Origin of the sequence: Kitasatospora sp. MBT63 (assembly GCF_000710465.2) — a bacterium.
Taxonomy (GTDB): Bacteria; Actinomycetota; Actinomycetes; order Streptomycetales; family Streptomycetaceae; genus Kitasatospora.
On sequence record NZ_JAIZ01000511.1, the window covers coordinates 523 to 24504 of the forward strand.

Below are 23982 nucleotides of genomic sequence, written 5' to 3' on the forward strand. Positions count from 1 at the left end.
GCTCTCCGGCGGGCGGGAGCGAAGATCCTCGAACCGTGGGATGTCACGGCAGGGCGCCGGTCCGGACGCGGCGCAGGGCGTCTCGCGTGCGGATGGCCGCCGGTGGCGGAGCCAGGGGCCTGAACGGCCGGGGTGTGCGTCGTGGCGCAATGCCGAGGGGCCCGCACCGGGCATCGTGTACGCGGTGCGGGCCCCTCGCTGCTGGGCGGGTGCCGTGGCAGATAAAAACTACAGCGGACGAATGTTCTCGGCCTGCGGGCCCTTCTGGCCCTGCGTGACGTCGAACTCGACCTTCTGGCCCTCGAGCAGCTCACGGAAGCCGCTGGCGTTGATGTTCGAGTAGTGGGCGAACACGTCCGGGCCGCCACCCTCCTGCTCGATGAAGCCGAAGCCCTTTTCCGCGTTGAACCACTTCACAGTGCCATTAGCCATAAAGAAATCTCCTTCAAGGGGCTGTCCGAAACCCGCACAGCGCACGTTTCGAGTCGCCGCGATGAGCACCCACCCGGGGAAGAGCCGGGAAACAAAAAGGCGCCTGCGGAACATCAGCAGGCGCACACAAAGTTCATGGGAACCACTACTGCAACTACGACGACAGTAGCAGACCCGAACCCGCCATGGGGTGGACATTTCCGCCCCCGAGCGCCACGGAGCTCTCCCCCAGGGCCTCCGGCTCCGGGGTCCGAGGCCGCCAACACGCCTGCCCAGCAGGCTGGTTGGGGTGCCCGCGGGCCCGGCCGGGCCGCCCGGCCGGGTCTCCGAAAGCACGGTTCGAATTTCACGAAATTCCGGCCTCACGGAACCCGAATGCTCCGGGACGGCCCACCTCGCGTTTTTCCCGAGCACACCCGACGGAACGGCGAAATCTGCAGGCGGCCGTCGGGCCGGGGTGGGCCGGGTCGGGTGTGGCCGGTCAGTGGGATGCCGCGCGGCGTCCGCGGCGGCCGAGGGCGAACCAGGCGAGGCTGCCGAGGAAGGGGGCGAGGAGGACGATCGCCAGCCAGAGGATCTTCGTGGCGGTGCAGTGCCGGGAGCGCACGACGCTCACCAGGGCCGCGACCGCGAGGAGGAGGGCGGCGAGTGCGGCGGCCAGCGCCACGGTCATCGCTCCTCCGGCCAGGACGAGGCGGCCGGTGTCTCCCATCGCCTGGAGCTGGGCGGGTGGCAGGGCAGCGGAGAGTGCGTTCATCGGTGTGTTCCTTGCTGGGTGTGGTGTCGGTCGGTTCGGTTCGACCACCCGAATCGTGGCCCGGGGCCGCCACCGGTGACGTCCGTCTTTGCGCTCGCCGAGGGTTACCCGAAAGTCGTACCGGGCCTGCCCGGTCGTGTGATGTGCCGCCCCACCGGTGGGGCGGAGTCTGGAGACCGTTCGTCCGATGGGGGCGAGGGACCGGGTGGAAGGGAACGGCATGATCCAGGTACAGGGGTTGCGGAAGCGGTACGGCGACACGCTCGCCGTGGACGGTCTGTCGTTCACGGTCCGGCCGGGGGTGGTCACGGGTTTCCTCGGGCCGAACGGCGCCGGGAAGTCGACCACGATGCGTCTGATGCTCGGGCTGGACGCCGGGGAGGGGAGCACGACGTTCGGCGGTGTCCGCTACGCGGAGCTCGGATCCCCGGTCGCGACGGTCGGTTCGCTGCTGGACGCGGGTGCGGTGCACCCGGCCCGCAATGCCCACGACCATCTGCGGATGGTGGCCGCCGGCGCGGGTCTGCCGGCGCGGCGGGTGCGGGAGGTGCTGTCCCTGGTGGGTCTCGACGACGTGCGTCACCGCCGCACCGGTGGCCTCAGCCTGGGGATGCGGCAGCGGCTGGGTCTGGCGACGGCGCTGCTGGGGGATCCGGAGTACCTGATCCTGGACGAGCCGACCAACGGCCTCGATCCGGAGGGCGTGCTCTGGATGCGCGGCCTGCTGATCAGGCTCGCCGAGGAGGGACGGGTGGTGTTCGCCTCCTCGCACCTGCTGTCGGAGGTGGCCCGGCTCGCCGAGGACCTGGTGGTGATCGGACGGGGCCGGCTGATCGCCGCGCAACCGGTCGCGGACTTCGTCGCCGCCCACACCCGTTCCGAGGTCGTGGTGCGCGCCGACCGCCCGGTCGAACTGGCCGCCCTGCTGCGGCAGGAGGGCGCGCAGGTCTGGGCGGACGAGTCCGATGTGCTGGTCGTGGCCGGGGTCGACGCCGACCGCGTCGGTACGGTCGCCGCCCAACACGGCCTGGCGGTGCGCGAGCTGCGTACGCGCCGCAGCAGCCTGGAGGACGCCTTCCTCGCGGCGACGGCCACCCACACCCAGTTCCGGGGGGCGGCCGCATGACCGCGCTGAGTACGTCCGGCCGGGACGCGGTCCCGTCGCCCGGTGCCATGCGCGGCCGGGGCGGGGTGTTCGGCCGGGCCCTGGCCTACGAGTGGGTCGCCTTGCGTTCGCTGCGTACGCCGTGGCTGCTGTGCGGCTCGGCGCTGGCGGCACAGGTCCTGGTGGACGTGGCGGTGGGCCGGGACGGGGTGTCCGGGGTCCGGCAGTTCGCCGCCGGAATGACGGGTGTGACGCTCGTCGGATTCGCACTCCTGGCCGCGCTCGGCGTCACCGTGCTGGGCGGGGAGTACCGGCACCGCACCATCACCCGGACCGTGCTGACGCTGCCTGATCGCCGCGGGATCCTGCTGGCGAAGGCGGCGCTGACCGGAGCGGTGGCCGCGTCCGTCGCCGCGGTCATGGTGGTGGTGAACGCGCTGAGCGTCCCGTTGCTGGGAAAGGCCTCGCTCCCCGTGGACCGAGCGGTCGAGCTGGGTGGCGCAGCGGTCGTCTACGCGGTGTCGGGCGCGCTGGTCGGCCTGGCGCTGGCCGGGGTGACCCGGAACTCGACGCTGTCGATCGCCGTGGTGATCCTCTGGCCGGTCCTGCTGGAGAACCTGGTGGTCCTCACCACCGGTGTCAGCCAGGACCTGGTCCCGTTCGGGGCGGCCGCGGCGCAGGTCCAGGCGACCGGCGGCGCGGGACCGCAGTGGCTGCTGATGCTGCCGCTGGTCGCCCTCACCACGGTGCTGCTGACCGCCGCCGGCGTCCTGTTCGCCCGGCGGGACGTGTGACGGCCCGGCGCGTCCCACTAGGATCCGGCCGGTGAAGTTCTTCGAGCCCCGGCCGGACCGCCGCCGGCTGTCCTGGTGGGAGGGCAGGCCCGGGTACCTCGCCGTCGATGTCGCGGTGGCGGCCGTCTGCGTGCTGCCTGCTCTCTCCGCCGGGGGCGGCCCCTGGCGGCTCCTGGCCTTCCTCGTCGCCCTGCCGACCCTGCTGGTACGCCGGCGGTTCCCGTGGCTGCCCGTGGTGGCGGCGCCATTGTTCTGCTGGAGCTGGGGCGTCCTCCCGGTGGTGGTGATCTGCTACACGGTGGCCCGGCAGTGGGGGCTGCGGTGGCGCACTCTGCTGTCGTTCCTCCTCGCGGCCGGCTGTACGGTCGCCGAGGCCTGGAACCCGGGGCCGAACTACGGCATCCTCTACCAACTCCTCGTCCCGCCGGCCTGGTTGGTGCTACCGGTGCTGGCCGGGCTGTGGATGCGCCAGCGGCAGACGCTGGTGGACGCGCTGCGGGAACGCGCCCGGCAGGCCGAGCGGGAGCGCGACCTGCTCGCCGAACGGGCGGTCGCCGCCGAGCGGCGGCGGATCGCCCGGGAGATGCACGACGTGGTCGCCCACCGCGTCAGCACCATCGCGCTGCAGGCGGGCGCGCTGAGCGTGACCGCCCCGGACGAGCGCACGGCCGAGACGGCCGAGGTCATCCGGTCCGTCAGCGCCCGCGCCCTGACCGAACTGCGCGAGATCCTGGACGTCCTGCGCCACGACCAGCAGGAGAAGTCGGACGGCGTGCACGGCGTCCAGTCGGACGGCTCCGTGCGGGCGGACGTGGCCGAGCTGGTGCGCGACTGCGTCGGCTCCGGCGGCAACGTCCACCTGAACGCGCCCGCGGAACTCCCCGTCGTCACCGGGGCCGTGCGCCGGGCCGTGTACCGGGTGTCCCAGGAGGCCCTCACCAACGCGGCCAAGCACGCCCCGCACGCCCGTGTCGACATCCGTCTCGCGGAGGAGCAGGGCGAGTTGCAGCTCACCGTGACCAACCGGCGCGGCGGCAGGCGCCCGTCCGGCCACGCGGTCCCCGGGTCCGGGTACGGGCTGCTCGGCATGCGGGAGCGCGTCACGCTCGTCCAGGGCACCCTCCGTACCGGGCCGACCGTGGAGGGCGGCTACCGTGTGCACGCAGCCTTTCCGCTCGTGTCCACCATGCCCACCGTGTCCGAGGAGCCCGTGTGATCGACGACCGTCCCGACCCGCCGGTGAAGGTCGTCGTGCTGGAGGACGAGGAACTCGTCCGCAGCGGCGTGCGGATGATCCTCGACGCCGACCCGGGGATCGAGGTGGTCGCCGAGGGCGGCGACGGGGACGTCGCCGTGGACCTGGTCGCCCGGCACCGCCCGCACGTGGTGCTCACCGACATCCAGATGCCCCGCGTCGACGGCCTGGAGGTCACCCGGCGGCTGCTCGCCACGCCCCACCCTCCCGTGGTCGCCGTACTCACCACCTTCGACCTCGACGAGTACGTGCACGCGGCGCTGCGTGCGGGCGCGGCGGGTTTCCTGCTCAAGGACACCCCGCCGCGGGAACTGGCGCGTGCCGTCCACGTCCTGGCCCGCGGGGAGGCGATGCTGTCGCCACGGGTCACCAAGCGGCTGCTCAGCACCTTCTCCGCGGGCGACGCGGCGGAGGCGGCCCGTCGTCGGCTGAGCCTGCTCACCGACCGGGAGCGTGAGGTCGCCGCCGCGGTCGCGCAGGGCCTGACCAACGCCGAGATCGCCGCCGACCTGTACCTGAGCGCGTCGACGGTGAAGGTCCACATCGGACGGATCATGGCCAAGCTGGAGGCCGCCAACCGCACCCAGGTCGCCATCATCGCCCACGACGCCCGCCTCGCCTGAGACCGACGCAACCGGCCGAGGCCCGCCGGCGGCGAGTTGACCGCCGTGCACGGTCCCGGAGACGGACGTGGCGGGCGGCGCGCCGACCTCGAGGGCCTCTGCAGGTGACGTCCCCACCCGCTCCGTCGGCCGGTGATCAGCGTATCGCCGAGGGCCGCCCCGCGGCCCGGGTGCGCAGGGCGGCAGGGCGGCCCGCGGGGGGGTGGTCAGCCCGGGATGCCCGCGGGGAGTCGGGTGGCGGGGCCGAGGTCGGGCTGCGGGGTGGTGGTGTGGTCGTGGAGCATCCGGCGGTCGTAGGCGAGTTGGTGCGCGCGGATGGCCTCGGTGTTGTCGACCGCCCAGGCGTGCAGCCGGCCGAAGGGCTCCCGCAGGGACTCGCCGAGCGGGGTGAGCGAGTACTCGACCCCGACCGGCGAGGTCGGCAGGACCTGACGCCTGATCATGCCGTTGCGCTCGAGTCTGCGCAGGGTCTGGGTCAGCACCCGCTGGGTCACACCGTCCAGGTGACGCTTGATCTCGTTGAACCGTCTGGGTTCGGCCAGGACGGCCAGCACGGTCATCGACCACTTGTCGGCGATCTGGTCGAGGATCGGGCGGCTGGGGCTGTCGGACCGGTGGACGGTGTCGCCGGCGGGCGCAATAGTGGCCATTTCGATGCCCTTCATGATCCGTGCAATGCCGAGGGTACGGGCGTGACGGTGACCGCCGCGCCCGCGGATGGAGGGCCGGTCGACCCGCCGCAGGACCGGCCGGCCGGCAGGTACGGGTGGTCTGCGGACGGCGGTACGGCGTGGCATGGTCCCCTGACACGGGCGGCGAAGAGCGGGAGCCTCCAGGAGAGGTGAGCATGCCACGGCGAGATAGACATCCAATAGACCTTGATGTGCACATGGTCGACTTCGCGGCCCCGCCGGGGCTCCCGCTCAGCCGAGCGCGCGCGACATGAACCCCCGGATGCCGATCACCGCGGCGACCAGCAGGGCGGCGGACAGCACCAGGACGTCGATCCACAGCGCGATCGACGGCCGCCCGGGCAGCGTCACCGCCCGCAGGCCCTCGCTGAGGTAGGTCAGCGGGTTGACCGAGGTGATCACCTGGAACCACCGCACCTGGCCGAGCGACGACCACGGGTACTGCACCGACCCGGTGAACGTCAGCGGCGCCAGCACCAGCGAGAAGGTGACGCCGATCCGCTCCGGGGAGACCACCGTCCCCAGGACCAGGCCGATCCCCGCGCCCGCCGCCGAGCCGAGCGAGAGCACGCCCAGCACGCCCGGCCAGGCCGACAGCGCCCAGCCCGAGGTACCGAGCACCAGGAACCCGATCGGCGCCATCACCAGCCCGGCGAACAGGCCGCAGAGCGTCCCGAAGACCATCTTGGCCACCGCGACCAGCCGGCCGGGCAGTGGCGCGAGCAGCCGGTCCTCGATCTCGCCGGACCAGGAGAAGTCCATGATCAGCGGCATCGCGGTGTTCTGCAGCGAGACCAGCAGCGCGTTCAGCGCCACCACTCCGGGCAGCAGCGTCGCGCCGAAGTCGCCACGGGTGTAGCCGGCTTCGCCGAGCACCTTGCCGAAGACGAAGAACAGCAGCAGCGGTTGGACGACCACCTGCACCAGGAACGGGCCCGGCCGCCGGGTGGTGGTGAACACGTCCCGCCACAGCACCGCGAGGAAGGTCCGCAGCACCGGGGCGGGTGGACGGGACGGCCGCCCGACGGCAGCGGATCCGGGCCCGGCGGTGGATTCGGCGGATGCGGCCGGCGCAGTCACCGCAGCTCCCTTCCGGTCAGCGAGATGAACACGTCCTGGAGGCTCGGCCGGGCCACCGACAGGTCGGTCAACTCGGCCCCCGCGCCCCGCTCCGCGACGGCCCGCAGCACCTCCGGCAGCAGGACCGACGGATCCTTCCCGGTACGGACCCGGAAACCGCACCGCCCGCGCCGTTCGGCGCCCGGCTCGGCCGGCGGCACAGTGTCGTGCTCGATGCCGTCGACGCCGGGCAGTTCGGCCAGCGCGGCCGAGAGCGCGGCGACGACCTCGGCGGCCCGGCCGTCGTGGCCGGCCGGGTCCGGTGCGAGCCGGACCTGCGCGGTGATGGTGGTGCCGCCGGGCAGCGCCCCGGTGAGCGCGTGCGGGGTGTCCAGTGCGAGCAGTCGGCCGTGGTCGACGATGCCGACCCGGTCGGACAGCGTCTCGGCCTCGTCCATGTCGTGGGTGGTGAGCACCACGGTGACGCCCTGGCCGCTCAGTTCGCGGATACGCTCGTGCAGGAACAGCCGCGACTGGGGGTCCAGGCCGGTGAACGGCTCGTCCAGGAAGAGCACTTCGGGCCGGTGCACCAACGCCCGTGCGATCACCACCCGCTGGGCCTGGCCGCCGGAGAGCCGTTCGACCCGGCGGCCGGCCAGGTCGGTGAGCCCCATCAGTGCCAGCAGTTCGTCGGCGCGGCGGACCCGCTCCACCCGTCCGAGGCCGTGGTAGCGCCCGTGGAAGAGCAGGTTCTGCCGCACGTCCAGCGAGCGGTCCAGGTTCTGCCGCTGCGGTACGACCGCGAGCAGGCGTTTGGCCTCGGCCGGCCGGGCCACCACGTCCGCGCCGTGGACCAGGCAGCGGCCCGAGGTCGGCAGGATCCGGGTGGTCAGCACCCCGACGGTGGTGGACTTGCCGGCCCCGTTCGGGCCGAGCAGGCCGAAGACCTCGCCCTGGCCTACGGTGAAGGTGAGCCCGTCCACGGCGGGCGGCGCCTGCGGGTGGTAGCGCTTGACCAGCTCGGTGACCGTGACGGCGTGGTTCATGACGTCCTCCCTCCTGCTGCGTTCGGGCTACAGCCGGCCGCCGCTGTCGACGAATCCGACCAGGTCCTGGATCCGGTCCAGCGCGCTCACCCCGTGCACGTCCTCGACGGCGCGGGAGACCACGTGGCAGATCAGGTTGCGTTCCAGCTCTCCGATGCCGACCCGGTACATGTTGAGGTAGAGCCAGTTGAGCACCACCCGGTACTGCTGGAAGGTGTTCCAGCCGCCGAGCTGGTCGGCCGCGCCGCGGTGGCCGCCGAGCACCTGGTGGAACGGGCTGCGCGCGGACCAGGCGGCCCAGGTCGACCCCCAGGCCTCGGGGTCGCCGTTGTCGTCCGTGTTGAGTGCCAGCTCCCCGGCGGTGATCAGCTTGTTGGCCCGGTCGCGGTAGTGCAGCAGGGTGTCCAGCAGTGCGCCGAAGGGCAGCACTTCGTGGTAGTCGGAGGCCGCGGTGATGGTGACGACCCGCTGCCGGAACCGGTCCGCGTTGGCCTCGTAGACCCGGTCGAAGCGTTCCCGCAGCCCGTCGGGGCCCTTCGCCAGGAAGGCGTCGGCGTGGCCGCGGTAGGACAGGTAGCCGTAGGTGACCGGCGGCAGGAAGCGGTGCGCCGTGGCGATGAACATGTCGACCGCGAGGGCCATCTTCGAGCCGCCGCCGCGGACCCGGTCCAGGATGGCGAAGGCGGTGTCGTTGGTGTCCACGTAGTAGTCGGCGAGCAGGTCGGCCGCCGCCTGCCCGCCGAGCACGTCCAGCCGGCGGTCCAACTCCCCCGTCTCCACGCTGTTGTTGGCCGCCCACGGCGTCAGCGGTCCGTGCTCCCGCTCGTGCCGGGCCAGCCGCTGGTGCTCGGCGTGGGAGTCCCGCTCGTCCAGGACCGTCACGGAGGGGTGGGCCCGCAGGTACTCCTCCAGGATCCGGTCGGCGGCCGGGGCGACGACGGTCTCGAAGGCCTCGGCGCTCGCCAGGACCGGGATGCGGACGTGCGGACCGCGCCGCCAGTGCGGCTGGAAGTACGCCCTGGACACGGCGGGGGCCACCGCCGCCAGGAACGGGCGCACGGCGTCGAGCAGCAGATCGGTCCGGTCGCTCTCGTGGTGGAAGACGTTCACGCTCCGCCAGGACGGCTCCGTCATGTCCCAACTCCTTGGCAGTTCAGCTCGATCAGGTACTCGGTGACGTGGGGCCGGCCCTGCCGGTCGGTGAGGGCCCTGTCCGGCTGCGGCGCGACCTCGTGGAAGACCGCCGCGCTGCTCGCGTCCCGGGCCGAGCGTTCGAAGGCGGCGACCAGCAGTGGGGCGCCGAGGTCGACGAACATCGGCTTGCGGGCGCGGTCGCCGGTCAGCGAGCCGGCCGGGCCGGCGCCCAGCCGCAGCACCGAGACGAAGAAGCGCGGTGGGATGCCGTGTTCGGCCAGCCAGCCGGCCAGCTGCAGCAGGAACGCCGCGTCCGACTGGCCGGGTGCACGGCGCGGCAGTGTCCCCGGCTGGGCGACCCAGGCGGCGCGCCGCAGCACGACGCGTCCGATGCTGAGCCGGGGCGCGTGCAGCACCCGGCCGGTCGCGTTCCCTGCGCCCGCCTCGTGCCGCACCGGCTGGTCGGGGCGCAGCAGGATGGGGTTCTCGCCGAAGGCCTCGATCAGCAGGGCCATCACCGGCGGGAGTTGCCGTTCGTAGGAGAGCCCGCCGTGGACGGGGCGGACCGGGGTGGCGCCGTCGAGGAGGACCGGCAGTCCGTCCTGGCCGACGCCGACGGTCAGCCGGGCGGGCGGCGGGTGGTCGAGCCGGTCGGGCAGGGTGAGGTCGCGCTGGTTGAGCGAGGTGCCGAGGGTCCGGGTGAACTCGGCGTACCGCGGCGCGTGCGGGTCCTGCGGGTCGGCCGGGTACACGGCGTCGACCGGGAGCGGGTCGTCCGCGATCCGGCGCAGCAGCCGGTGGACCTGGGAACGGCCGCGGCCGAAGCCGGAGTTCACCGCGTTGACGATCAACTGCCCGTCGCCGTGGCCGCCGTCGTCGTCGTCGTACTGGGCGTAGACGGCGACCGAGCCGGGCGGGCGGATCCAGGGCGGCAGGGTGTCCAGTACCTTCTCGATCCGGTGCCGGTCCGGGAGGGCCTGGCGGACCTCGGCGATCAGCTGGACCAGGTGGCGTACTTCGGCGACCGGGCTGGCGTCGAGGGTCGCGGTCAGCCCGGTCATGGCGAAGGCGAGGGCGGCCGGGTGCAGGCGCATCACTTCGCCGCCTTCGCGGACCAGTTCGGCGTAGAAGCGGTCGAAGGGCACCGTGGTGTCCGGGCCGAAGCGCTCCCGCAGGAAGGCGGTGACCGCCAGCTTGAACGGCAGGGTGTGGTCGAGGACCGCGAGCAGCCGGCAGGCGAGGGCGAGGTCGTCCAGGGCGCTCCGCCAGGACGGCAGTGCGGCCTCGGCCACCACGCCGGGGATCACGGACTGTTCGGTCACCAGGTCGCGGAGCCTGCCGGTGGTGCCGAGGCCGGCGAGTTCCTCGGCCAGCCGCGGCCCGAGCACGACCCGTTCAGTGCCGGTCGCGTCGGCGTAGCCGCGCAGCGCCTCCTGGAGCGGGCCGAGTGCGGGCTGTCGCCGCGCCAACTGCCCGAGCGGGTCGGGGCCGTGCTCGTCCAGGTCGGTGGTGGCCAGTAGCAGGCCGGTGGCCAGCAGGGAGCGCAGGTATCCGGCGGCCCGGTCCGGCGGTGCGGGCAGCGCGGCGGTCAGGGCGGCGAGGGTCGGTGCTCCGGCGGCGGCGCGCAGGCAGTGCCGCAGCGCCGGGGTGAGTGGCAGGGTCAGCAGGTCCTCGGCCGGTGCGGGGCCGATGAACTGGACGCTGTCGGCGAGCGGCCGTGCGCTCGGGTTGACCCGGACGGTCACCTCGGTGGGTGCGGCGGTGGCCGGGGAGGTCCACGGTGCGAGGGCGGACAGGTCGAGTTCGACGATCGAGCGCGGTGCCTCGGTCGCGGTCCGGCGCAGTGCCGGTCCGTCCGGCACGAAGCGGCCGAGGCCGCTGGCGGTGAAGGTGCTGAACGGGCTTGTCTTGGTGGCGGCGCGGGTGGCGTAGACGGCCAGCCGGATCAGCTCCGCCCGGCCGGGTCTGCCCCGCAGGACGGTGTGCAGGGTGGGGCTGGCGTGGGCGAGGCCTTGGTCGAAGCGGGCGTCGGCGGCGATCTCGCGCAGTGCGGCGGAGGTGGCGCGTTCGGCCTCGGCCAGCACCGCGGGCAGCGCCTCGCGCGCGGCCCGCAGTCGGCCGACGGCCTGACCGAACTCGGCTATGTCGGCGGCGAGTTCGGTGCCGAGCGCGGCGGTGACCGGCGGCTCGGCCAGCAGCCGGGCCGGGTCGCGCTGCTGGTGCACGGCCCGGCGCAGCGCGACCAGTTTCGGTCTGGCGCCGGGGTCGGGCAGTGCCCCGATCACCCGGTGGCAGCGCTCGGACAGCGCCGCCGCGTCGGCGGTCAGCTCGGCGGCGGCGCCGACCGCCGCCAGCAGGGAGTGCCGCAGCCGCGGGTCGACAAGCCCGTCGAGCACGGTGGTCGGCAGGCCCGCGACGCGGACGCCGAAGGTGGTGGCGAAGGCAGGGTCGCGGCTCATGGGAAGGGGTGGGGGTGCGGGTTGAGGTCGGCGTCGGTGAGCGGGCGCGGCGCGTGGCCGAGCCGGTGCGGCACCTCGTGCAGGCGGGGCAGCCCGGTGGTGCGCCGGTTGCGGTGGCCGAAGGTCATCGGCAGTGCGCCGGGGGCGATCACCTTGACGCACGCCAGGTCGGCGGCGCGGTGCAGCGGCGAGGTCTGGTCGACCACCACGACGTCCATGCCGCCCGCCAGCATCCGGTCGACGGCTTCGGTGAGGTCCTCGCGCAGGTCGGCGTGGGCCGGCCAGGGCCGGCGGCCGAGCCGGTCCCAGCCGATCGTGCGGTCGCCGTCGAGCAGGAAGGAGAAGCGGTCCAAGGCCTCCGGGGTGGCGGCGCACAGCGAGTGGTCGGTCATGACGCGGACCAGGTCGGGGTCGGCGGCCATCCGGCGGGCCCGTTCGGCCTCGGCGGGGTAGCGGCGCAGTTCCTGTTCCACGATGGGCGCGAGTTCGCCGAGGGCGCTGAGCACGGCGGCGACCGGGTCCAGCGCCGAGCCGCTGGTGCAGATGACCTGGGGCCGGGCCGGGTCGCCGGTGGCCTCCTGGGCGAGCACCCAGACGGCGGGGATGCCTTCGGTCATGGTGGTGTCGAAGGCCCGCACCCGGTACCCGCTGCGTCCGAGGCGTTCGGCGACCAGCCGGATGCGAGGGTCGGGGGCGCGGGCGAGGTCGACCTCGGGCACCGGCAGCCGGGCGTACCAGGTGAGCAGGAACGCGTCGCGTTCGACGATCTCCAGGATGCCGTGCAGGACCGCCTCCTCCAGGCAGCCGCCGAGCGCGCAGCCGTTGGAGATCTCGAAGGTGAAGCCCTGGTCCGCCGTGGCGCCGGGCTGCCACTCGGTCCGGTAGTAGGCGTAGCTCTCCGGCACCAGCACCGGCCGGTCGCGGCCGAAGGAGTGTGCCCACACCCAGGACACCGCCGTGTCCTCGGTGAAGGGCTGGTAGCGGCCGTCGGGGTCGGGGAAGCGTTCCGGGGGGAACAGGCCGAGCGAGCGCGGGTCGAGGGCGTGCTCGGCGAGTTCGGCGTAGCTGCCGCGTACGGCGGTCCGCCTGCCCCAGGGCCACTGGCCGCCGAGCCGTTCCAGGGCCTCGGCGACGGCGGTGGTCCGGCAGGAGGCGTAGTCGCGGCCGCGGCCCCACCCGGCTTCGCCGCGGTAGCCGTACTCCGTCAGGACCGCTTCGGCGAGCGGGAGGACGGCGTCGCGCATGCCGTTCGGCGGGGCGACGACGCCGGTGTCGGCGTCGACGTAGCGGGCGGTCAGTTCGGCCTCGGACAGGTCGCGGACCCGGGTGGCCCCGGCCCGGGGCTTGGGCCGCGGCTGCGGGGTGATCCGGGCCGCTTCGGCGGTGTCCGGCGGCAGTGTGCCGCAGACCCGGCACAGCGGGTCGGGCAGGAAGGTGTGCCGGGTCAGGGCCGCGGTCCGCAGGTCCAGGTACCAGCAGCGGTCCGGGGCGGCGCCGGTGTGCAGGAGCTCGGTCACCGCGTCGGCGGCGAAGGTGCTCAGCCACCGCGAGGGCCGCTCGGCGATCCGCCTGTCGGCGCGCAGGTCGGCGGTCCGGCGGTCGGCGCGGGGTGCGGCGGTGCGCCAGGTCTGCAGGCACCAGGCGCAGCCGGGTTCGCCCGGGCGGACCAGCGGGCCGATGACGGCCCGGTCGAGTTCGGTCCACACCGGCAGCCAGGGCTCGCCGCGGTCGTGGGCGGCCTGCCAGCCGTCGGTGTCCCAGCCGTCGCGGGCGACCACCAGCATGGCCGGTGGGCGCCGGGCGATGGCGGCGGCGAGCAGGCCGTCGCCCAGTACCGTCTCGCTCACTTCGGTGTCCCCCTCACCACGTCAGCCGGAACTCGGGGCGCTGCCCGGCCGGGTGCCCGGTGCCGAACTGCGCCATCAGCAGGCTCCGCCGGCGGCCCTGGAGGCCGAACCAGCCGTCCAGCAGGTGGGTGAGCACGTCGTTGTGGACCCGGCCGGCCACGTCGACGGAGGCGGCGGCCAGGCAGGCGCGGTGCAGGGCGGCTCCGGCGGCGGCCTGCTGGACGCGGTACCAGCGGGCGCCGTAGCGCTGTTCGGCGGCCTCGGCGTCGCCGACCGGCAGCAGCCACAGGTTGGCGGTGCGTGCGCCCTGCTGGGTGAGTGCGGCCAGGGCGGCTTCGCGCAGCCGCTGGCGGGGGTCGCCCTCGCCGACCGGTTCCAGTTGGTGCGCGTCGGGGTGGTAGCGGTAGGCGCCGGAGGGGATGCCGGTCACGTCGGCGATGACGCAGTAGTGCTCGACCAGGTTGGCCGGCAGGTCCCAGGCGGGCTGCTGCCCGTAGGCGGTGAGGATCGCGGCGAGGGTGGCGGCCGTCATGGGGTCGCCGTTGAAGCCGCGGATGGCGGCGTGCCGGGTCCGGGTGCCGGCCCGCAGGTCCGGGGCGGCCAGCGGCAGGCCGATCCGCTCGCCCTCCGCCGCGGGGGCGGCGGGCAGCGGTTCGGGGCCGGGGCGGCTCTGCGCGAGCACCGCGGCGTGGGCGCCGGACGCGCGCGGGAACGCGGCCAGCGAGGGGCCGCGGTCCGCGGGCGGCGTGGGCGGCAGCAGTTCGACGACGGCGTGCACCCCTTCCTCCCGGGGGTCCAGGCCGAGCAGTTCGGTGAGGTCGGCGTCGGGGAAGCAGAGCCGGGCGGTGGCCTGCTGCCCGTCGGCGACCGCCAGGGCCTGCGCGACCTGGATGCCGGACTCCAGGCAGGCGAGGCGGTAGTACATCTCGCCGTACTTGGCGGCCAGCCGCCAGAACACGTTGGTCTGCAGCAGGACGGTGGCCGCGGGCCGGGACGCCGCCCAGCCGCGGTAGTCGCCCGCGCGCAGCTGCACCAGGTCGTGCCGGGCCGGGTCGTAGTAGTGGACGCCGGTGGGGACCTGGGAGTCGGGTCCGGCGAGCACGTACCACTCGGCGCTGTAGCGGGCGCCGCCGGAGGGCGTCGGGCGGCGGGTGACCAGCCACTGCAGCGGGTCGGCGTCCGGGATGGCCTCGAAGCTGTCGGTGAACGGCAGCAGGTCCAGCGGGGTCAGCCACTGCGAGCGGGTGATGCCGCCGAGGTCGGCGAGCAGCCGGCCGAGCCGGTGTCCGGACCGCTCCGGCGGCCAGGGCAGCGGATGGCGCGGCGCCCCGGGGTAGCTCTTGACCAGCCGGGGTGCGAACGCCTTCGGGTCGGCCACCTCGGTCGGGGTGTGCACGTCCTCCTGGTAGCGGGTGACCTGGTCACTCATCGGTCACACCGCACACAGGTCGAACGCGGTGCGGGTGAGCAGCAGCCGCAGGTGGGACTCCTGGGCCAGGCTGATGCCGAGCCGGTTGCACATCAGGTGCGCGCAGCGTTCCACGATCAGCTGCGGCACCAGGTGGTTGATGTGGTCCAGCACGTCGGCGGGGGCCTCGAAGGTCGGGTAGGCGTCCAGCCGGCCCAGCAGTTCCAGCTCGACCAGGGTGTCGTTGAGGTCCCGGGTGCTGGCCAGCCAGCCGTTGACGACCGATCCCTCGGGCAGTGCGACGCCGCGCGTCGACGCCCACACCGCCTCCAGGCCGGCCCGCAGCTGGGCCTTGTTGGCGTCGAAGTGCCGCTCGAAGGCGGGCGAGCCCAGCAGCTGCGCGGCGCCGCCGCCGCTCTCCACCATGAACCGTGCCTGGTAGGCGAGTTCGGGCAGGATGCCGGTGAACAGGGTGCGGTTGGCGGCCAGCATGGCGAAGGCGTCCATGGCCCGCTGGCCGGGCTTGCGGCCGCGGGCGATCAGCTCCACCGCCAGGGCGCTGCCCGCCATCAGCTGCCGCTCGACCGCCTCCAGCGAACGGCCGGTGCCGAAGACCTCGGTCTCGGGCCGGTAGTCGATGAACGCCACCGAGTTGTCCGGGTGCAACTCCCGGTCGTAGTCGGTCATCTGCTCCAGCGCGGCGAGGCCCGGTGAGGAATCGGCGTACTCCTCGGCGGTCATCGGGGTCGTCGAGGGCGCGGTCCGGAAGAACTCCGCGGCGCTCTCCTCGATCGCGGCGCGGACCTGCGTCACCTGGTCCGGCCGGGTGAGCACGCGCAGCCGGACGTGCGGGCCGCCCTCCCAGTAGCGCAGGAAGAAGAAGCCGTCGGCCTGCCCGGCCAGGCGCAGCCGTTCGACCGCGGGCCGCAGGGCGCCGACGATCAGCGCGTCCTGGTCGCCGTGGTGGAAGAGGTGGGCGCTGACCCAGGTGCGTGCGGGCATGTCAGACATAGGTGACTCCGGGCTCGTTGAGTTCCACGATGTACTCGGCGACGCGCTCGCCGCGGATCCGGCCGGGGTCCGGCACCATCTCGCTGATCTGCACGATCGCATGCGGCTCGGCGAGCCGGCGTTCCAGCCCGAGCAGCAGCAGCATGCTCGCGAAATCCACGTAGTTGGGCTTGATGTCGTTGCCGGGCCCCTGGCCGGTGCCGCCCTGGGCCAGGGCGGCCGGGTCCAGGACGGTGACGAAGCACCGCTCCGGGATGCCGTGTTCGGCGAGCCAGCCGGCCATCCGCAGCAGCCAGGCCGCGTCGCTGGTGGCCTCGGTGCGCCGGGGCAGCCGGTCCGCGCGGGTCATCCACATGGCGCGCCGCAGCACCACCTTGCCGACCATCAGCCGGGGCAGGTGCCGTACGCCGTGGTCGGCGCGCGGGTCGGAGGTCATCCGCAGTTCGGTGTGCGGCCCGAACCAGGTGGTGGACTCGCCGAACGCCTCGACCATGAACCGTGCGGCGGGCGGCAGCAGCCGGTCGCCGAGGCCGGGGTGGACCGGGCGGATCGGCCGGCCGAGGCGCCGCGAGACCAGCTCGGGCAGGCCGTCCGCGCCGCGCCGCACGGACAGGTCGTTGACGGGCAGCAGGGCCTCGTCGGCGCGCAGGCTGCGCACGCCGGGGTAGTCGACGACCAGTCCGACCCCGGGCTTGCGGACGTTGACGGCGGACCTGGCGACCGCCTCGAACTCGGCGAAGAGCACCTGGTCGCGGCCGGTGGCCGGCCCCGGCTCGGCCGGCTGGTCCTCGCGCAGGTCGAGCCCGTCCAGGATCTGCCGGACCCGGTTGCGGCCGCGGCCGAAGCCGCAGCTGACGGTGTTGACCACCAGTTCCTCGCCGTGCGCGGCGGCGGCGAGCTGGCAGTACACGGCGACCGAGGTGGGGGTGCGCACCCAGGCCGGCCACTCCTTGGCCAGCGTGCGGACCTCCTCGGGGTCGACGCGGACCACGCCGTCCGGGTCGGGCGCCCGCTCGCCCAGCAGCCTTTTGACGGCGGAGCGCAGCCGGTACAGCTCGCCCAGTGCCTCGCTCCCGCGGTCCCGGCCGGCGGCGGCCGGGCCGGCCTGCTGCTCGGCCAGCGCGTCGCGGTAGAACACCATCAGCGGGACCTCGGCCCCGTCCGGGTAGCGGCGTTCGAGCAGCTCGCCGAGGGTCAGCTTGGCGGGCAGGTCCGGTCCGATCAGGCCGAGCAGGGTGCGCACCGCGTCCAGGTCGTCGAGCAGCGGCTGCCAGCGCCCGCGGTCGAGCACGGCGGCGGTGCCCGGGTGGACGGCGTTCTCGTAGAAGCTGTAGCGGGCGAACTCCTTCGCCAGTTTCGGGTTGTTCAGGTACGCGTGGTCGCCCGCCTCGCGCAGCGCGGTGTCCAGGCCGCGGATCACGGCGTCGCGGACGGCGACCCGGTCGCCGGGCGAGCCGATGGTCGGGTAGCTCGACAGCGCCTCCTGCAGCCCGTGCAGGGTCCAGTCCAGCCGTTCCAGGCCGGGCCGGCCGAGCCGGTGCAGCCAGGCCCGCAGGTCGGAGAGCGGGTCCGCACTCTGGTCGGCGAGCGGCGGGACCGGCTCCAGCACGCCGAGGGTGACCAGCCGGCGCAGGAACACGTCGACCTGGCGGGCGTCGGCCGCCTGGGCCTGCAGCGCCGCGCGCAGCTCGTCGAGGGTGATCCGGCCCGCGGTCAGTTCCAGCACCCGGCGCAGGGTCGGGGTGAGCGCCAGGCTGTGCACGTGCTCGACCGGGCGGCGGCCGAGGAAGACCAGGACGTCCCCGGCGACGGTGGCGCTCGGGTTGATCCGCAGCCGGCAGCCGCCGACGACGTCCGGGCGTTCCCCGACGGCGCGGGCGATGCGGTGCAGCGTCCCGATGCTGATCTCGGTGCCGGTCGCCGCGGCGGCCTGCCCCCGGGCCAGCCGTTCGGACAGGTCGACGGTGTCCGTGGCGCTGCCCCAGGCGGCCAGGCCGCTGCTGGTGAAGGTGGAGTACGGGCTGGTCTTGGCGGCGGAACGGGCGAGGTACTGGGCGAGGCGCAGCACGGTCTGGCGCTGCGGTGCCCGCCCGGTGGCGAACCACTTGTGCAGGGCCAGGAACGCGTCCGGGTTGGCGTGCACCAGGCCGAGCTGGAAGGCGGGCAGGCGGGCCGCGTCGTGCAGCGCCCGGTAGCTGTCGGCCCAGTCCTGTTCGAGCTGGTCCGGCAGGGCGGCGAGGAGGCGGTCGCGTTCGGCCAGCAGCGCCGTCCAGGCGCGCAGGGGGGCGGCCAGCTCGGCGGGCAGTTCGGCGAGCCGGTCCGGGTCGATGCGGCGGCCGCGGTGCACGGCTCGGCGGATCGCGACCAGTGCGGCCTTCGTCTCGCCGCCGCCCGCGGCGCCGACCGCCGCGTGCAGCAGCTGCGACAGGTCGCCGGTGGCGCCGGCGATCTCGGCCCGCAGCCGGACCAGCTCACCTGCGGTGGTCCAGCTGCGGGCGCAGCGCAGCCCGTCCAGCACGTCGACCGGGCTGCCGGCGAGGCGGACCACGGCGGCGGGGCCGGGTGCGTACCGCGCCGGGGGGACGGGGGTCTGTTCCAGGGTGTCCATCAGTGGTCCACCGCCTCGGGCTCGACGGGTACGATCACGCGGCCGCCGGGGCCGGTCCTGGCCAGCAGGATCTGGAAGACCGGGGTGTGGCGCTGCTCGGTGAGGCCGAGGGCCTTGCGGACCCCCTCGGCGTGGTAGGCGTTGACGATCCGTCCGGACAGGCCCTGCGCGGCGGCGGCGACGCAGATCCGGTGCGCGAGCAGCCCGGCCTCCTGGTTGATCACCCGGTAGCCGCGGTCGCCGAAGGTGTCGAAGGCCCAGTCGCGGTCGCCGACCAGGTGCACGACGGCGCTCATGTGCCGGAAGACCGGTCCGGGGATGGTGACCCGTTCGATCGCGGCGACGGCGTCCGTTCCCTGGGCTTCGGCCGCGGTGCGGACCGGGTGGAGGGCGCCGGTGGCGTGGTCGAGCCGGTAGGCGCCCGCCGGGATCCCGGTGAGGTCACCGACCGTCAGGTAGATCTCCAGCGGTACCGGCGCTCCGGCGGGGACGGCGTCGCTGACGACGCCGTTGCGGGTCTCGGCGAGCCGCGCCCACAGCTCGTTCCCGTCGATCCGGGCCGGGACCGGCCGGAAGATGCCGGGTCCGGAGTCGCGGGAGCGCAGGACGGCGGCCAGCGGCAGTTCCGGGGCGGCGTGCGGGGGCCGGGGCAGCGGCGGGGCCGCGGACCGGGCGGGCGGCACCGGTTCGGCGATGGCGAAGGCCGTGGTGTCGGTGCGCAGGGAGGCGCGGTTGACCTCGGTCAGCGTCGGGCAGGCCTGGGCGACCTTCAGTCCGCCGGGCAGCACGGTCGGTGCGATCGGGTCGAGGCCCGCGGCCAGCTCCCCGGCCGTCGCACCGACCCGGACGCGTCCGGCACCGGCGGCGCCGAGGTGCAGCGGCAGGACCAGCAGGGCCGGTTCCTCGTCGGGGTCGAGGCCGAGCAGCCGGTGCACCGGCTCGTCCAGGAACTGGTGGTGCACGTGCACCGTGAGGCCCATCGACCGTGCCACCAGGTCGAGGTTGCCGGTCAGCAGCCCGGCCTCCTGGGTGCACAGCCGGTAGGCGTAGTCCCGGTAGATGTACGCGGTCTTGGCGAACAGGCCGGAGAGCACGAACACGGCCTCGGGCGGCGCGTCCCCGGTGCCGGTCCCGGTCGCGGTCCCGGTCGTGCGGAGCAGCAGTTCCCGGTGGTCACCCTCGCGCAGCAGCACCAGCGCGTGGTGCGGCGCGTCGTAGTGGTACACGCCGTCGGGCAGGCAGACGTACAGCTGGACGCCGAACAGGCAGCGCGCGGAGGCGACCATCCGGTGGTAGGGCCAGGTGCCGTTGGTGTCGAACTCCTGGCGGGAGATGCCGTATCCGTAGCGCAGCAGGGTGGACAGCGCCGTCCCGTCGAAGGTGTCGACCGGGATCGGCTCGCGCGGCGTGCGGACGGTCAGCGGGCGGCGCGGCCGGCCCCGGTAGATCTTGAACTTCAGTGGCTCGTCCGGGTTCCCGTACTCGGACTGCCGGGTCTCCATCGCCTCGGCCAGGTCCTCCAGGGTGACCCGGAAGAACTCGCGGCCGACGCCGCTCCCCCGGTGGCCCTGCTGCGGCCCGCTCACGGGAAGGGGTGCGGATGCGGGTTGCGCACCTCGGCCAGCCGGGGCAGGCCGGTCACCCGCCGGGCGGTGTGTCCGAAGGTCATCGGCACCGAGCCCGGTGCTATCACCTTGACGCATGTGAAGCCTCCCGAGGCCTGTTCCGTGGAGGTGGTGTCGACGGCGACGACGTCCATGCCGGCCGCGGCGAAACGGCGGACGGCCTCGTCGAGGTCCGCGCCGATGTCGGTGTGGCGCGGCCAGGGCCGGCGTTCGAGGCCCTGCTGCCAGGTCGAGGTCTCCGGCGCGTCGAGCAGGAAGGAGTAGCGGTCGAAACTGTCCGGGTCGGCCGCGCACAGCAGGTGGTCGGCCATCGACTCGACCTCGTCCGGGTGGCCGGCCAGGTGCCGGGCCCGCTCGCGCCAGCCGGGGTCGAGGGCCAGCAGGGTCACGTACTCGACGGTCTGGCTGAGTTCGTGCAGCGCGGCGAGGACGGCCTCGGCCGCGCGCAGTCCGCTGCCGCCGGTCGACACGGCCCGGGGCCGCTGCGTGCCGGTGACGTCCTCGGCGAGGGTCCAGAACGACGGGATGCCGTGCTCACGGGTGCTGTCGAAGACGTGCACCCGGTAGCCCTGCCGCTCGATGCGCTCGGCGACCAGCGGGATCCGCCGGTCGGGCACGGTGGCCAGGTCGATCTCGGGCAGCGGGGTGCGCCCGTACCAGGCCATCAGGAACGCGTCGCGCTCGGCGACTTCGAGCACGCCGTGCAGCACCGCCTCCTCGTAGCAGCCCCCGAGCGCGCAGCCGCTGGAGATCTCGCAGGCGAACGACGGCTCGCCGCCGGCCGACCGCGGCAGCCGGTAGTAGACGAAGCTCTCCGGCACCAGCACCGGCCGGCCCTCGCCGAAGGACCAGCCCCACACCCAGTTCGTCTCCGCGTCCTCGGTGAACTCCCGGTAGTGGAAGCCCGGGGTGCGGAACCGGTCGGCGGGGTACAGGCCGAGGGTGCGCGGGTCGATCGCGTCGGCGGCCACCTGCGCGTACCCGGCCCGGACGGCGGTGCGCTTGCTCGGCCGGTACGCGGCGAGCCGTTCCAGCGACTCCGCCACCGCGACGGCCCGCGCGGAGCCGAAGTCGCGGGTGCGTCCGTAGCCGGAGGCCTCGGTGGAGACACCGGGCACCGCGAGCACCGCCTCGGTGAACGGGAACGCGTGCTGCGTGTACGAGGCCACCGAGGGGATCAGGCCGCTCTGCGGGTCCACGTAGAGCTCGTCGAGTCCGGCGTGGTCCAGCAGGCGGACCCGGCTGGACTCCGGCGACAGCTTGGGCCGCTGCTCGCGGACGATCCGCGCACCGTCCGCGGTGTCGGTGACGACGGTCGAACAGGCCGGACAGTGCGGGTCGGTGAGGTACGTGTGCCGGGCCAGCGCCAGCCTGGCGGTGTCGACGGTCCGGAAGCTCCCGGTGCGCGGTTCGGCCGAGGCCAGTGCGGCGACGGTGTCGGCGAGGAAGCTCGGCGGTTCCCGGTCCTTCGGCACCTCGGCGGCCAGTTCGGCGGCGCGCTCCGGGGTGGCCGCCGCGGTGCGCCGGGTGTGCAGGCACCGCGGGCAGCCCGGCGGCCACGGTCCGACGACCACCTGGTGGGGCTCGTACCGCACCGGGGGAAGGTCAGTCATGGACGACCACGGCCTGTGCCACGAACGGACACAGCCGGGCGACGACGGGGTCGTGGTCGAGCGGCACCGCGACGACCCGGCCGCCCTCGCGCGTCAGCCGCGCCACCAGCTCCTCCAGCGCCACCGGCCCCGGGAGCGCCGCGGTCGGTCCGCCGCGCAGCGTCGCGGGCAGCTCGGGCACCGGCGCGGGCGCGTACGCGGGCTGGTCGGTGGCCTGGGCCTGGTAGGCGAGCAGGACCTGCTCCAGGCCGCGCTCCAGCGCGGGGGCGGGTGCCAGGTCGCTGACGTAGGCGACGGTCGCCTTCGGGCCGGTGAACGCGAAGGTGGGCAGTCCGATCAGCGCGGACAGGTCGTGGACCTCGACCGGCTGCTCGACGATCTCCAGCAGCTTCCGGTAGCGCGCCGCCCGCGGGGTCAGCTCCACGGCCGCCAGGTCCAGCCGGGGCAGCGGCCCGGTCGCTGCGGACAGCGCCGCGCCGACGGTCCCGTTGGCCGCCGCGACCACCGCCGCACGCACCGCCGCCGGCCAGTCGTCGCCGGAGGCGGCGGCCGGTGCGGGGAAGACCGCCGCGGCGTCGACCGCGACGGGCTCGCCGGTCAGTACGTCCACGCCGTGCAGGCGCTCGCCGGAGCGTTCGTCGTGCATGACGGCGGCGTAGCGCTCGAAGGCGCGGCGCACCGCGCGCTGGCGTGACTCGACGACGTTCTCGCCGCAGCCGAACACCGGGAACGGGCCGCCGGCCAGGCCGACCGGGTCGGAGACCAGGACCTCGCTGACGAACAGCGGCAGTTGCTCGTGGTCGCGCTCGGTGATCTCCGCGAAGACGCCGGTCCGCGGGTCGACGCAGTCCACGGCGCGCCGGCCGAGCTCCACGTCGTCCACCGGCGCGGCGGCGGCCAGCGCGGTGAGGCGGGCCGGGTCGTCGGCGCGGGCGGGCCGCGCGAGCGGGTGCGGCAGGAAGGCGTGGGTGGCCGTCTCGAGCGTCTCCAGGTCGAACCGCACCACCTGGTCGGCGGTGCCGGGGCGCTGCTCCGTCCCGGCCCCGGCGCCCTGGCCGATGCCGGTGAGGTGGCGGAACGCCGCGAAGCAGAGCTGGTTGGCGACCAGGGCGACGGTGGGGCCGCGCAGGAACTCGCTCGGCGCGATGTCGGGGTGGTCGCGCAGGTCGGCGCCGTCGAGCTCCGGCGTCAGGGCGCGCAGCCGCCGCCAGGCGGACTCCCAGGCGGTGGCGTCGCCGTCCGCGCCGGTCACCGGGCCGATCCAGGCCTCGTCACCGACCGCGACCACCTGGGCGAACGCGGCGCCCGCGGCCTTCGCGGCGTGCGGCAGGGCCAGCGCGCGCCCGATCATGGGACGGTCAGCGACGTGCAGCACCATGGCGGCGCCGGCGGCGAGCCGGTCGAGGTGGCCGCTCGCGGTCGCATCGAGGTCCAGGTAGTCGAGCTGCTGCTCGGGGTCCTGCTCCCGTGCCGCGGCGAGGTGTTCGGCGACCCGCTCGCGGTCGAACGGCGACTCGCCGAACGGTGCCGGCGCGCAGGCCCGCACACCGGAGCGCAGCTCGGAGTTGACCAGGGCCTGCAGCAGCGGGCCGGCGCCGGTCAGCACGAGCGCGCTGTCGCGGTAGGACTGGAAGCGCAGTTCCGGCGAGTCGACGAAGTACTCGATGAAGGCGATGTTCGCCGCGTAGGTGGTGGCCAGTTCGGCGGGCAGCGTGTGCGGGCGGTCGTCCAGGACGTTCTTGACGTAGCCCTTGCCGAGCAGCAGCATCGTCAGCTTGGCCAGCGAGGCCCGGCTGGACTCCGGCACGGCGGCGCACAGTTCGCCGAGGGTCCTGGTGCCGTCCAGCATCGGGGCGATCCGCTGGATCCACTCGTAGGTCGACGCGCCCTTGAGCATCGACCCGCCGAGGTTGCTGCGGATGTAGGCTCCTTCGGGCACCCGCATGACGTAGACGTCCCCGCGCAGCCGCGGCCGGATCCGCTCCAGATTGACTTCCATGACCACCGCTTCTTCACGCATGACTGATGACGGGCCAGGAGGAGGACCGAGAGCCACCCGGTCCCCTAACACGCACCGGCTAGAGCACAGGTGCCGCAAGGATCAGCACCCGGATCAGGTGCAGGAGCAGCACGGGCAGCAGCAGCAGCAGCTGCTGGCGCCGCCCGAGGCGGACAGCTCGGTCAGGCCGTAGCCGGCCGTCACCGAAGCGGGCACAACCTCACCCAGGTCCACGAGCTCGAAGGCGCCGTCATCCAGCACCAGGTCGTCGAAACCCTCCATGTCTTCACACCCCCAATCCCTTTCAAGGTCCGGTATGTGACGGAGCACCGGCACCGATCAGGTGCAGGAGCAGCACGGGCAGCAGCAGCAGCAGCTGCTGGCGCCGCCCGAGGCGGACAGCTCGGTCAGGCCGTAGCCGGCCGTCACCGAAGCGGGCACAACCTCACCCAGGTCCACGAGCTCGAAGGCGCCGTCATCCAGCACCAGGTCGTCGAAACCCTCCATGTCTTTAC

The 23982-nt window shown here is 74.1% G+C and carries 20 protein-coding genes; 4 read left to right on the forward strand and 16 right to left on the reverse strand.

Features of this window, described 5'->3' with window-relative positions; genetic code table 11:
- Positions 1-228: 228 nt before the first annotated feature.
- Together AA75_RS27135 and AA75_RS49835 are read right to left on the reverse strand one after the other, a co-directional pair.
- Complete coding sequence (locus tag AA75_RS27135; protein WP_030916923.1) at positions 229-432, reverse strand: cold-shock protein; 204 nt, start codon at positions 430-432, stop codon at positions 229-231.
- Positions 433-913: 481 nt separating this feature from the next.
- Positions 914-1189 carry a PLD nuclease N-terminal domain-containing protein gene (locus tag AA75_RS49835; RefSeq protein WP_051813464.1) on the reverse strand — a complete coding sequence of 92 codons (276 nt, stop codon included), beginning with the start codon at positions 1187-1189 and terminating at the stop codon, positions 914-916.
- A gap of 220 nt (positions 1190-1409) precedes the next feature.
- Here AA75_RS49835 and AA75_RS27145 point away from each other — a divergent pair, with 220 nt between their 5' ends.
- Genes AA75_RS27145 through AA75_RS27160 form a run of 4 tightly spaced genes read left to right on the forward strand, consistent with a single transcriptional unit; the run spans position 1410 to position 4966 of the window.
- Positions 1410-2315, forward strand: coding sequence for an ATP-binding cassette domain-containing protein (locus tag AA75_RS27145; RefSeq protein WP_033822901.1), 906 nt, complete (start codon positions 1410-1412; stop codon positions 2313-2315).
- Positions 2312-3088, forward strand: a complete 777-nt coding sequence (locus AA75_RS27150) for an ABC transporter permease subunit (protein ID WP_033822902.1) — start codon at positions 2312-2314, stop codon at positions 3086-3088. Before AA75_RS27145 ends, AA75_RS27150 begins: the two co-directional genes overlap by 4 nt.
- A gap of 31 nt (positions 3089-3119) precedes the next feature.
- Positions 3120-4304 carry a sensor histidine kinase gene (locus AA75_RS27155; RefSeq protein WP_033822903.1) on the forward strand — a complete coding sequence of 395 codons (1185 nt, stop codon included), beginning with the start codon at positions 3120-3122 and terminating at the stop codon, positions 4302-4304.
- On the forward strand, positions 4301-4966 hold the full coding sequence (locus tag AA75_RS27160) for a response regulator transcription factor (protein WP_255369526.1): 666 nt from the start codon (positions 4301-4303) through the stop codon (positions 4964-4966). Before AA75_RS27155 ends, AA75_RS27160 begins: the two co-directional genes overlap by 4 nt.
- Before the next feature lie 206 nt (positions 4967-5172).
- Here the strand turns inward: AA75_RS27160 and AA75_RS27165 are convergent, their stop codons facing one another.
- The 14 genes from AA75_RS27165 to AA75_RS48010 all read right to left on the reverse strand — a co-directional run bounded on the left by AA75_RS27165 (position 5173) and on the right by AA75_RS48010 (position 23974).
- Positions 5173-5616 (reverse strand): helix-turn-helix domain-containing protein, encoded by a 444-nt coding sequence (locus AA75_RS27165; RefSeq protein ID WP_082526860.1) that lies wholly within the window; start codon positions 5614-5616, stop codon positions 5173-5175.
- A 273-nt stretch (positions 5617-5889) separates the two neighbouring features.
- Positions 5890-6654, reverse strand: coding sequence for an ABC transporter permease (locus tag AA75_RS27170; protein WP_033822920.1), 765 nt, complete (start codon positions 6652-6654; stop codon positions 5890-5892).
- 80 nt (positions 6655-6734) lie between these two features.
- Positions 6735-7763: an ABC transporter ATP-binding protein gene (locus tag AA75_RS27175; RefSeq protein WP_033822904.1), complete on the reverse strand. Its 1029-nt coding sequence runs from the start codon at positions 7761-7763 to the stop codon at positions 6735-6737.
- Between the two features lie 27 nt (positions 7764-7790).
- Complete coding sequence (locus tag AA75_RS27180; protein WP_033822905.1) at positions 7791-8897, reverse strand: thiopeptide maturation pyridine synthase; 1107 nt, start codon at positions 8895-8897, stop codon at positions 7791-7793.
- Positions 8894-11356: a lantibiotic dehydratase gene (locus AA75_RS27185; protein WP_033822906.1), complete on the reverse strand. Its 2463-nt coding sequence runs from the start codon at positions 11354-11356 to the stop codon at positions 8894-8896. The genes AA75_RS27180 and AA75_RS27185 overlap by 4 nt, the downstream gene beginning before the upstream one ends.
- Positions 11353-13203 carry a TOMM precursor leader peptide-binding protein gene (locus AA75_RS27190; RefSeq protein ID WP_051813465.1) on the reverse strand — a complete coding sequence of 617 codons (1851 nt, stop codon included), beginning with the start codon at positions 13201-13203 and terminating at the stop codon, positions 11353-11355. Before AA75_RS27190 ends, AA75_RS27185 begins: the two co-directional genes overlap by 4 nt.
- A 13-nt stretch (positions 13204-13216) precedes the next feature.
- Complete coding sequence (locus tag AA75_RS27195; RefSeq protein ID WP_033822907.1) at positions 13217-14632, reverse strand: nitroreductase family protein; 1416 nt, start codon at positions 14630-14632, stop codon at positions 13217-13219.
- Between the two features lie 3 nt (positions 14633-14635).
- A complete protein-coding gene (locus AA75_RS27200) occupies positions 14636-15613 on the reverse strand; it encodes a lantibiotic dehydratase C-terminal domain-containing protein (protein WP_033822908.1) in 978 nt (325 codons plus the stop codon).
- A 1-nt stretch (position 15614) separates the two neighbouring features.
- A complete protein-coding gene (locus tag AA75_RS27205) occupies positions 15615-18230 on the reverse strand; it encodes a lantibiotic dehydratase (RefSeq protein WP_033822909.1) in 2616 nt (871 codons plus the stop codon).
- Positions 18230-19816: a SagB family peptide dehydrogenase gene (locus AA75_RS27210; RefSeq protein WP_033822910.1), complete on the reverse strand. Its 1587-nt coding sequence runs from the start codon at positions 19814-19816 to the stop codon at positions 18230-18232. The genes AA75_RS27205 and AA75_RS27210 overlap by 1 nt, the downstream gene beginning before the upstream one ends.
- Positions 19813-21468 carry a TOMM precursor leader peptide-binding protein gene (locus tag AA75_RS27215; protein WP_082526862.1) on the reverse strand — a complete coding sequence of 552 codons (1656 nt, stop codon included), beginning with the start codon at positions 21466-21468 and terminating at the stop codon, positions 19813-19815. Before AA75_RS27215 ends, AA75_RS27210 begins: the two co-directional genes overlap by 4 nt.
- Positions 21461-23467, reverse strand: coding sequence for a hypothetical protein (locus AA75_RS27220; RefSeq protein WP_033822911.1), 2007 nt, complete (start codon positions 23465-23467; stop codon positions 21461-21463). Before AA75_RS27220 ends, AA75_RS27215 begins: the two co-directional genes overlap by 8 nt.
- 114 nt (positions 23468-23581) lie before the next feature.
- Entirely contained in the window at positions 23582-23749 is a 168-nt protein-coding gene (locus AA75_RS48005; RefSeq protein ID WP_149038406.1) for a thiomuracin/GE37468 family thiazolyl RiPP peptide, read from the reverse strand.
- Positions 23750-23806: 57 nt separating this feature from the next.
- Positions 23807-23974, reverse strand: a complete 168-nt coding sequence (locus tag AA75_RS48010; RefSeq protein ID WP_149038406.1) for a thiomuracin/GE37468 family thiazolyl RiPP peptide — start codon at positions 23972-23974, stop codon at positions 23807-23809.
- Between the last annotated feature and the right edge of the window lie 8 nt (positions 23975-23982).

Coding starts and splice junctions, on each gene's coding strand:
- AA75_RS27135 (WP_030916923.1), bottom strand. CDS start 432: ATGGCTAATGGCACTGTGAAGTGGTTCAACGCGGAAAAGGGCTTCGGC.
- AA75_RS49835 (WP_051813464.1), bottom strand. CDS start 1,189: ATGAACGCACTCTCCGCTGCCCTGCCACCCGCCCAGCTCCAGGCGATG.
- AA75_RS27145 (WP_033822901.1), top strand. CDS start 1,410: ATGATCCAGGTACAGGGGTTGCGGAAGCGGTACGGCGACACGCTCGCC.
- AA75_RS27150 (WP_033822902.1), top strand. CDS start 2,312: ATGACCGCGCTGAGTACGTCCGGCCGGGACGCGGTCCCGTCGCCCGGT.
- AA75_RS27165 (WP_082526860.1), bottom strand. CDS start 5,616: ATGGCCACTATTGCGCCCGCCGGCGACACCGTCCACCGGTCCGACAGC.
- AA75_RS27175 (WP_033822904.1), bottom strand. CDS start 7,763: ATGAACCACGCCGTCACGGTCACCGAGCTGGTCAAGCGCTACCACCCG.
- AA75_RS27180 (WP_033822905.1), bottom strand. CDS start 8,897: ATGACGGAGCCGTCCTGGCGGAGCGTGAACGTCTTCCACCACGAGAGC.
- AA75_RS27185 (WP_033822906.1), bottom strand. CDS start 11,356: ATGAGCCGCGACCCTGCCTTCGCCACCACCTTCGGCGTCCGCGTCGCG.
- AA75_RS27195 (WP_033822907.1), bottom strand. CDS start 14,632: ATGAGTGACCAGGTCACCCGCTACCAGGAGGACGTGCACACCCCGACC.
- AA75_RS27200 (WP_033822908.1), bottom strand. CDS start 15,613: ATGCCCGCACGCACCTGGGTCAGCGCCCACCTCTTCCACCACGGCGAC.
- AA75_RS27205 (WP_033822909.1), bottom strand. CDS start 18,230: ATGGACACCCTGGAACAGACCCCCGTCCCCCCGGCGCGGTACGCACCC.
- AA75_RS27215 (WP_082526862.1), bottom strand. CDS start 21,468: ATGACTGACCTTCCCCCGGTGCGGTACGAGCCCCACCAGGTGGTCGTC.
- AA75_RS27220 (WP_033822911.1), bottom strand. CDS start 23,467: ATGGAAGTCAATCTGGAGCGGATCCGGCCGCGGCTGCGCGGGGACGTC.
- AA75_RS48005 (WP_149038406.1), bottom strand. CDS start 23,749: ATGGAGGGTTTCGACGACCTGGTGCTGGATGACGGCGCCTTCGAGCTC.
- AA75_RS48010 (WP_149038406.1), bottom strand. CDS start 23,974: ATGGAGGGTTTCGACGACCTGGTGCTGGATGACGGCGCCTTCGAGCTC.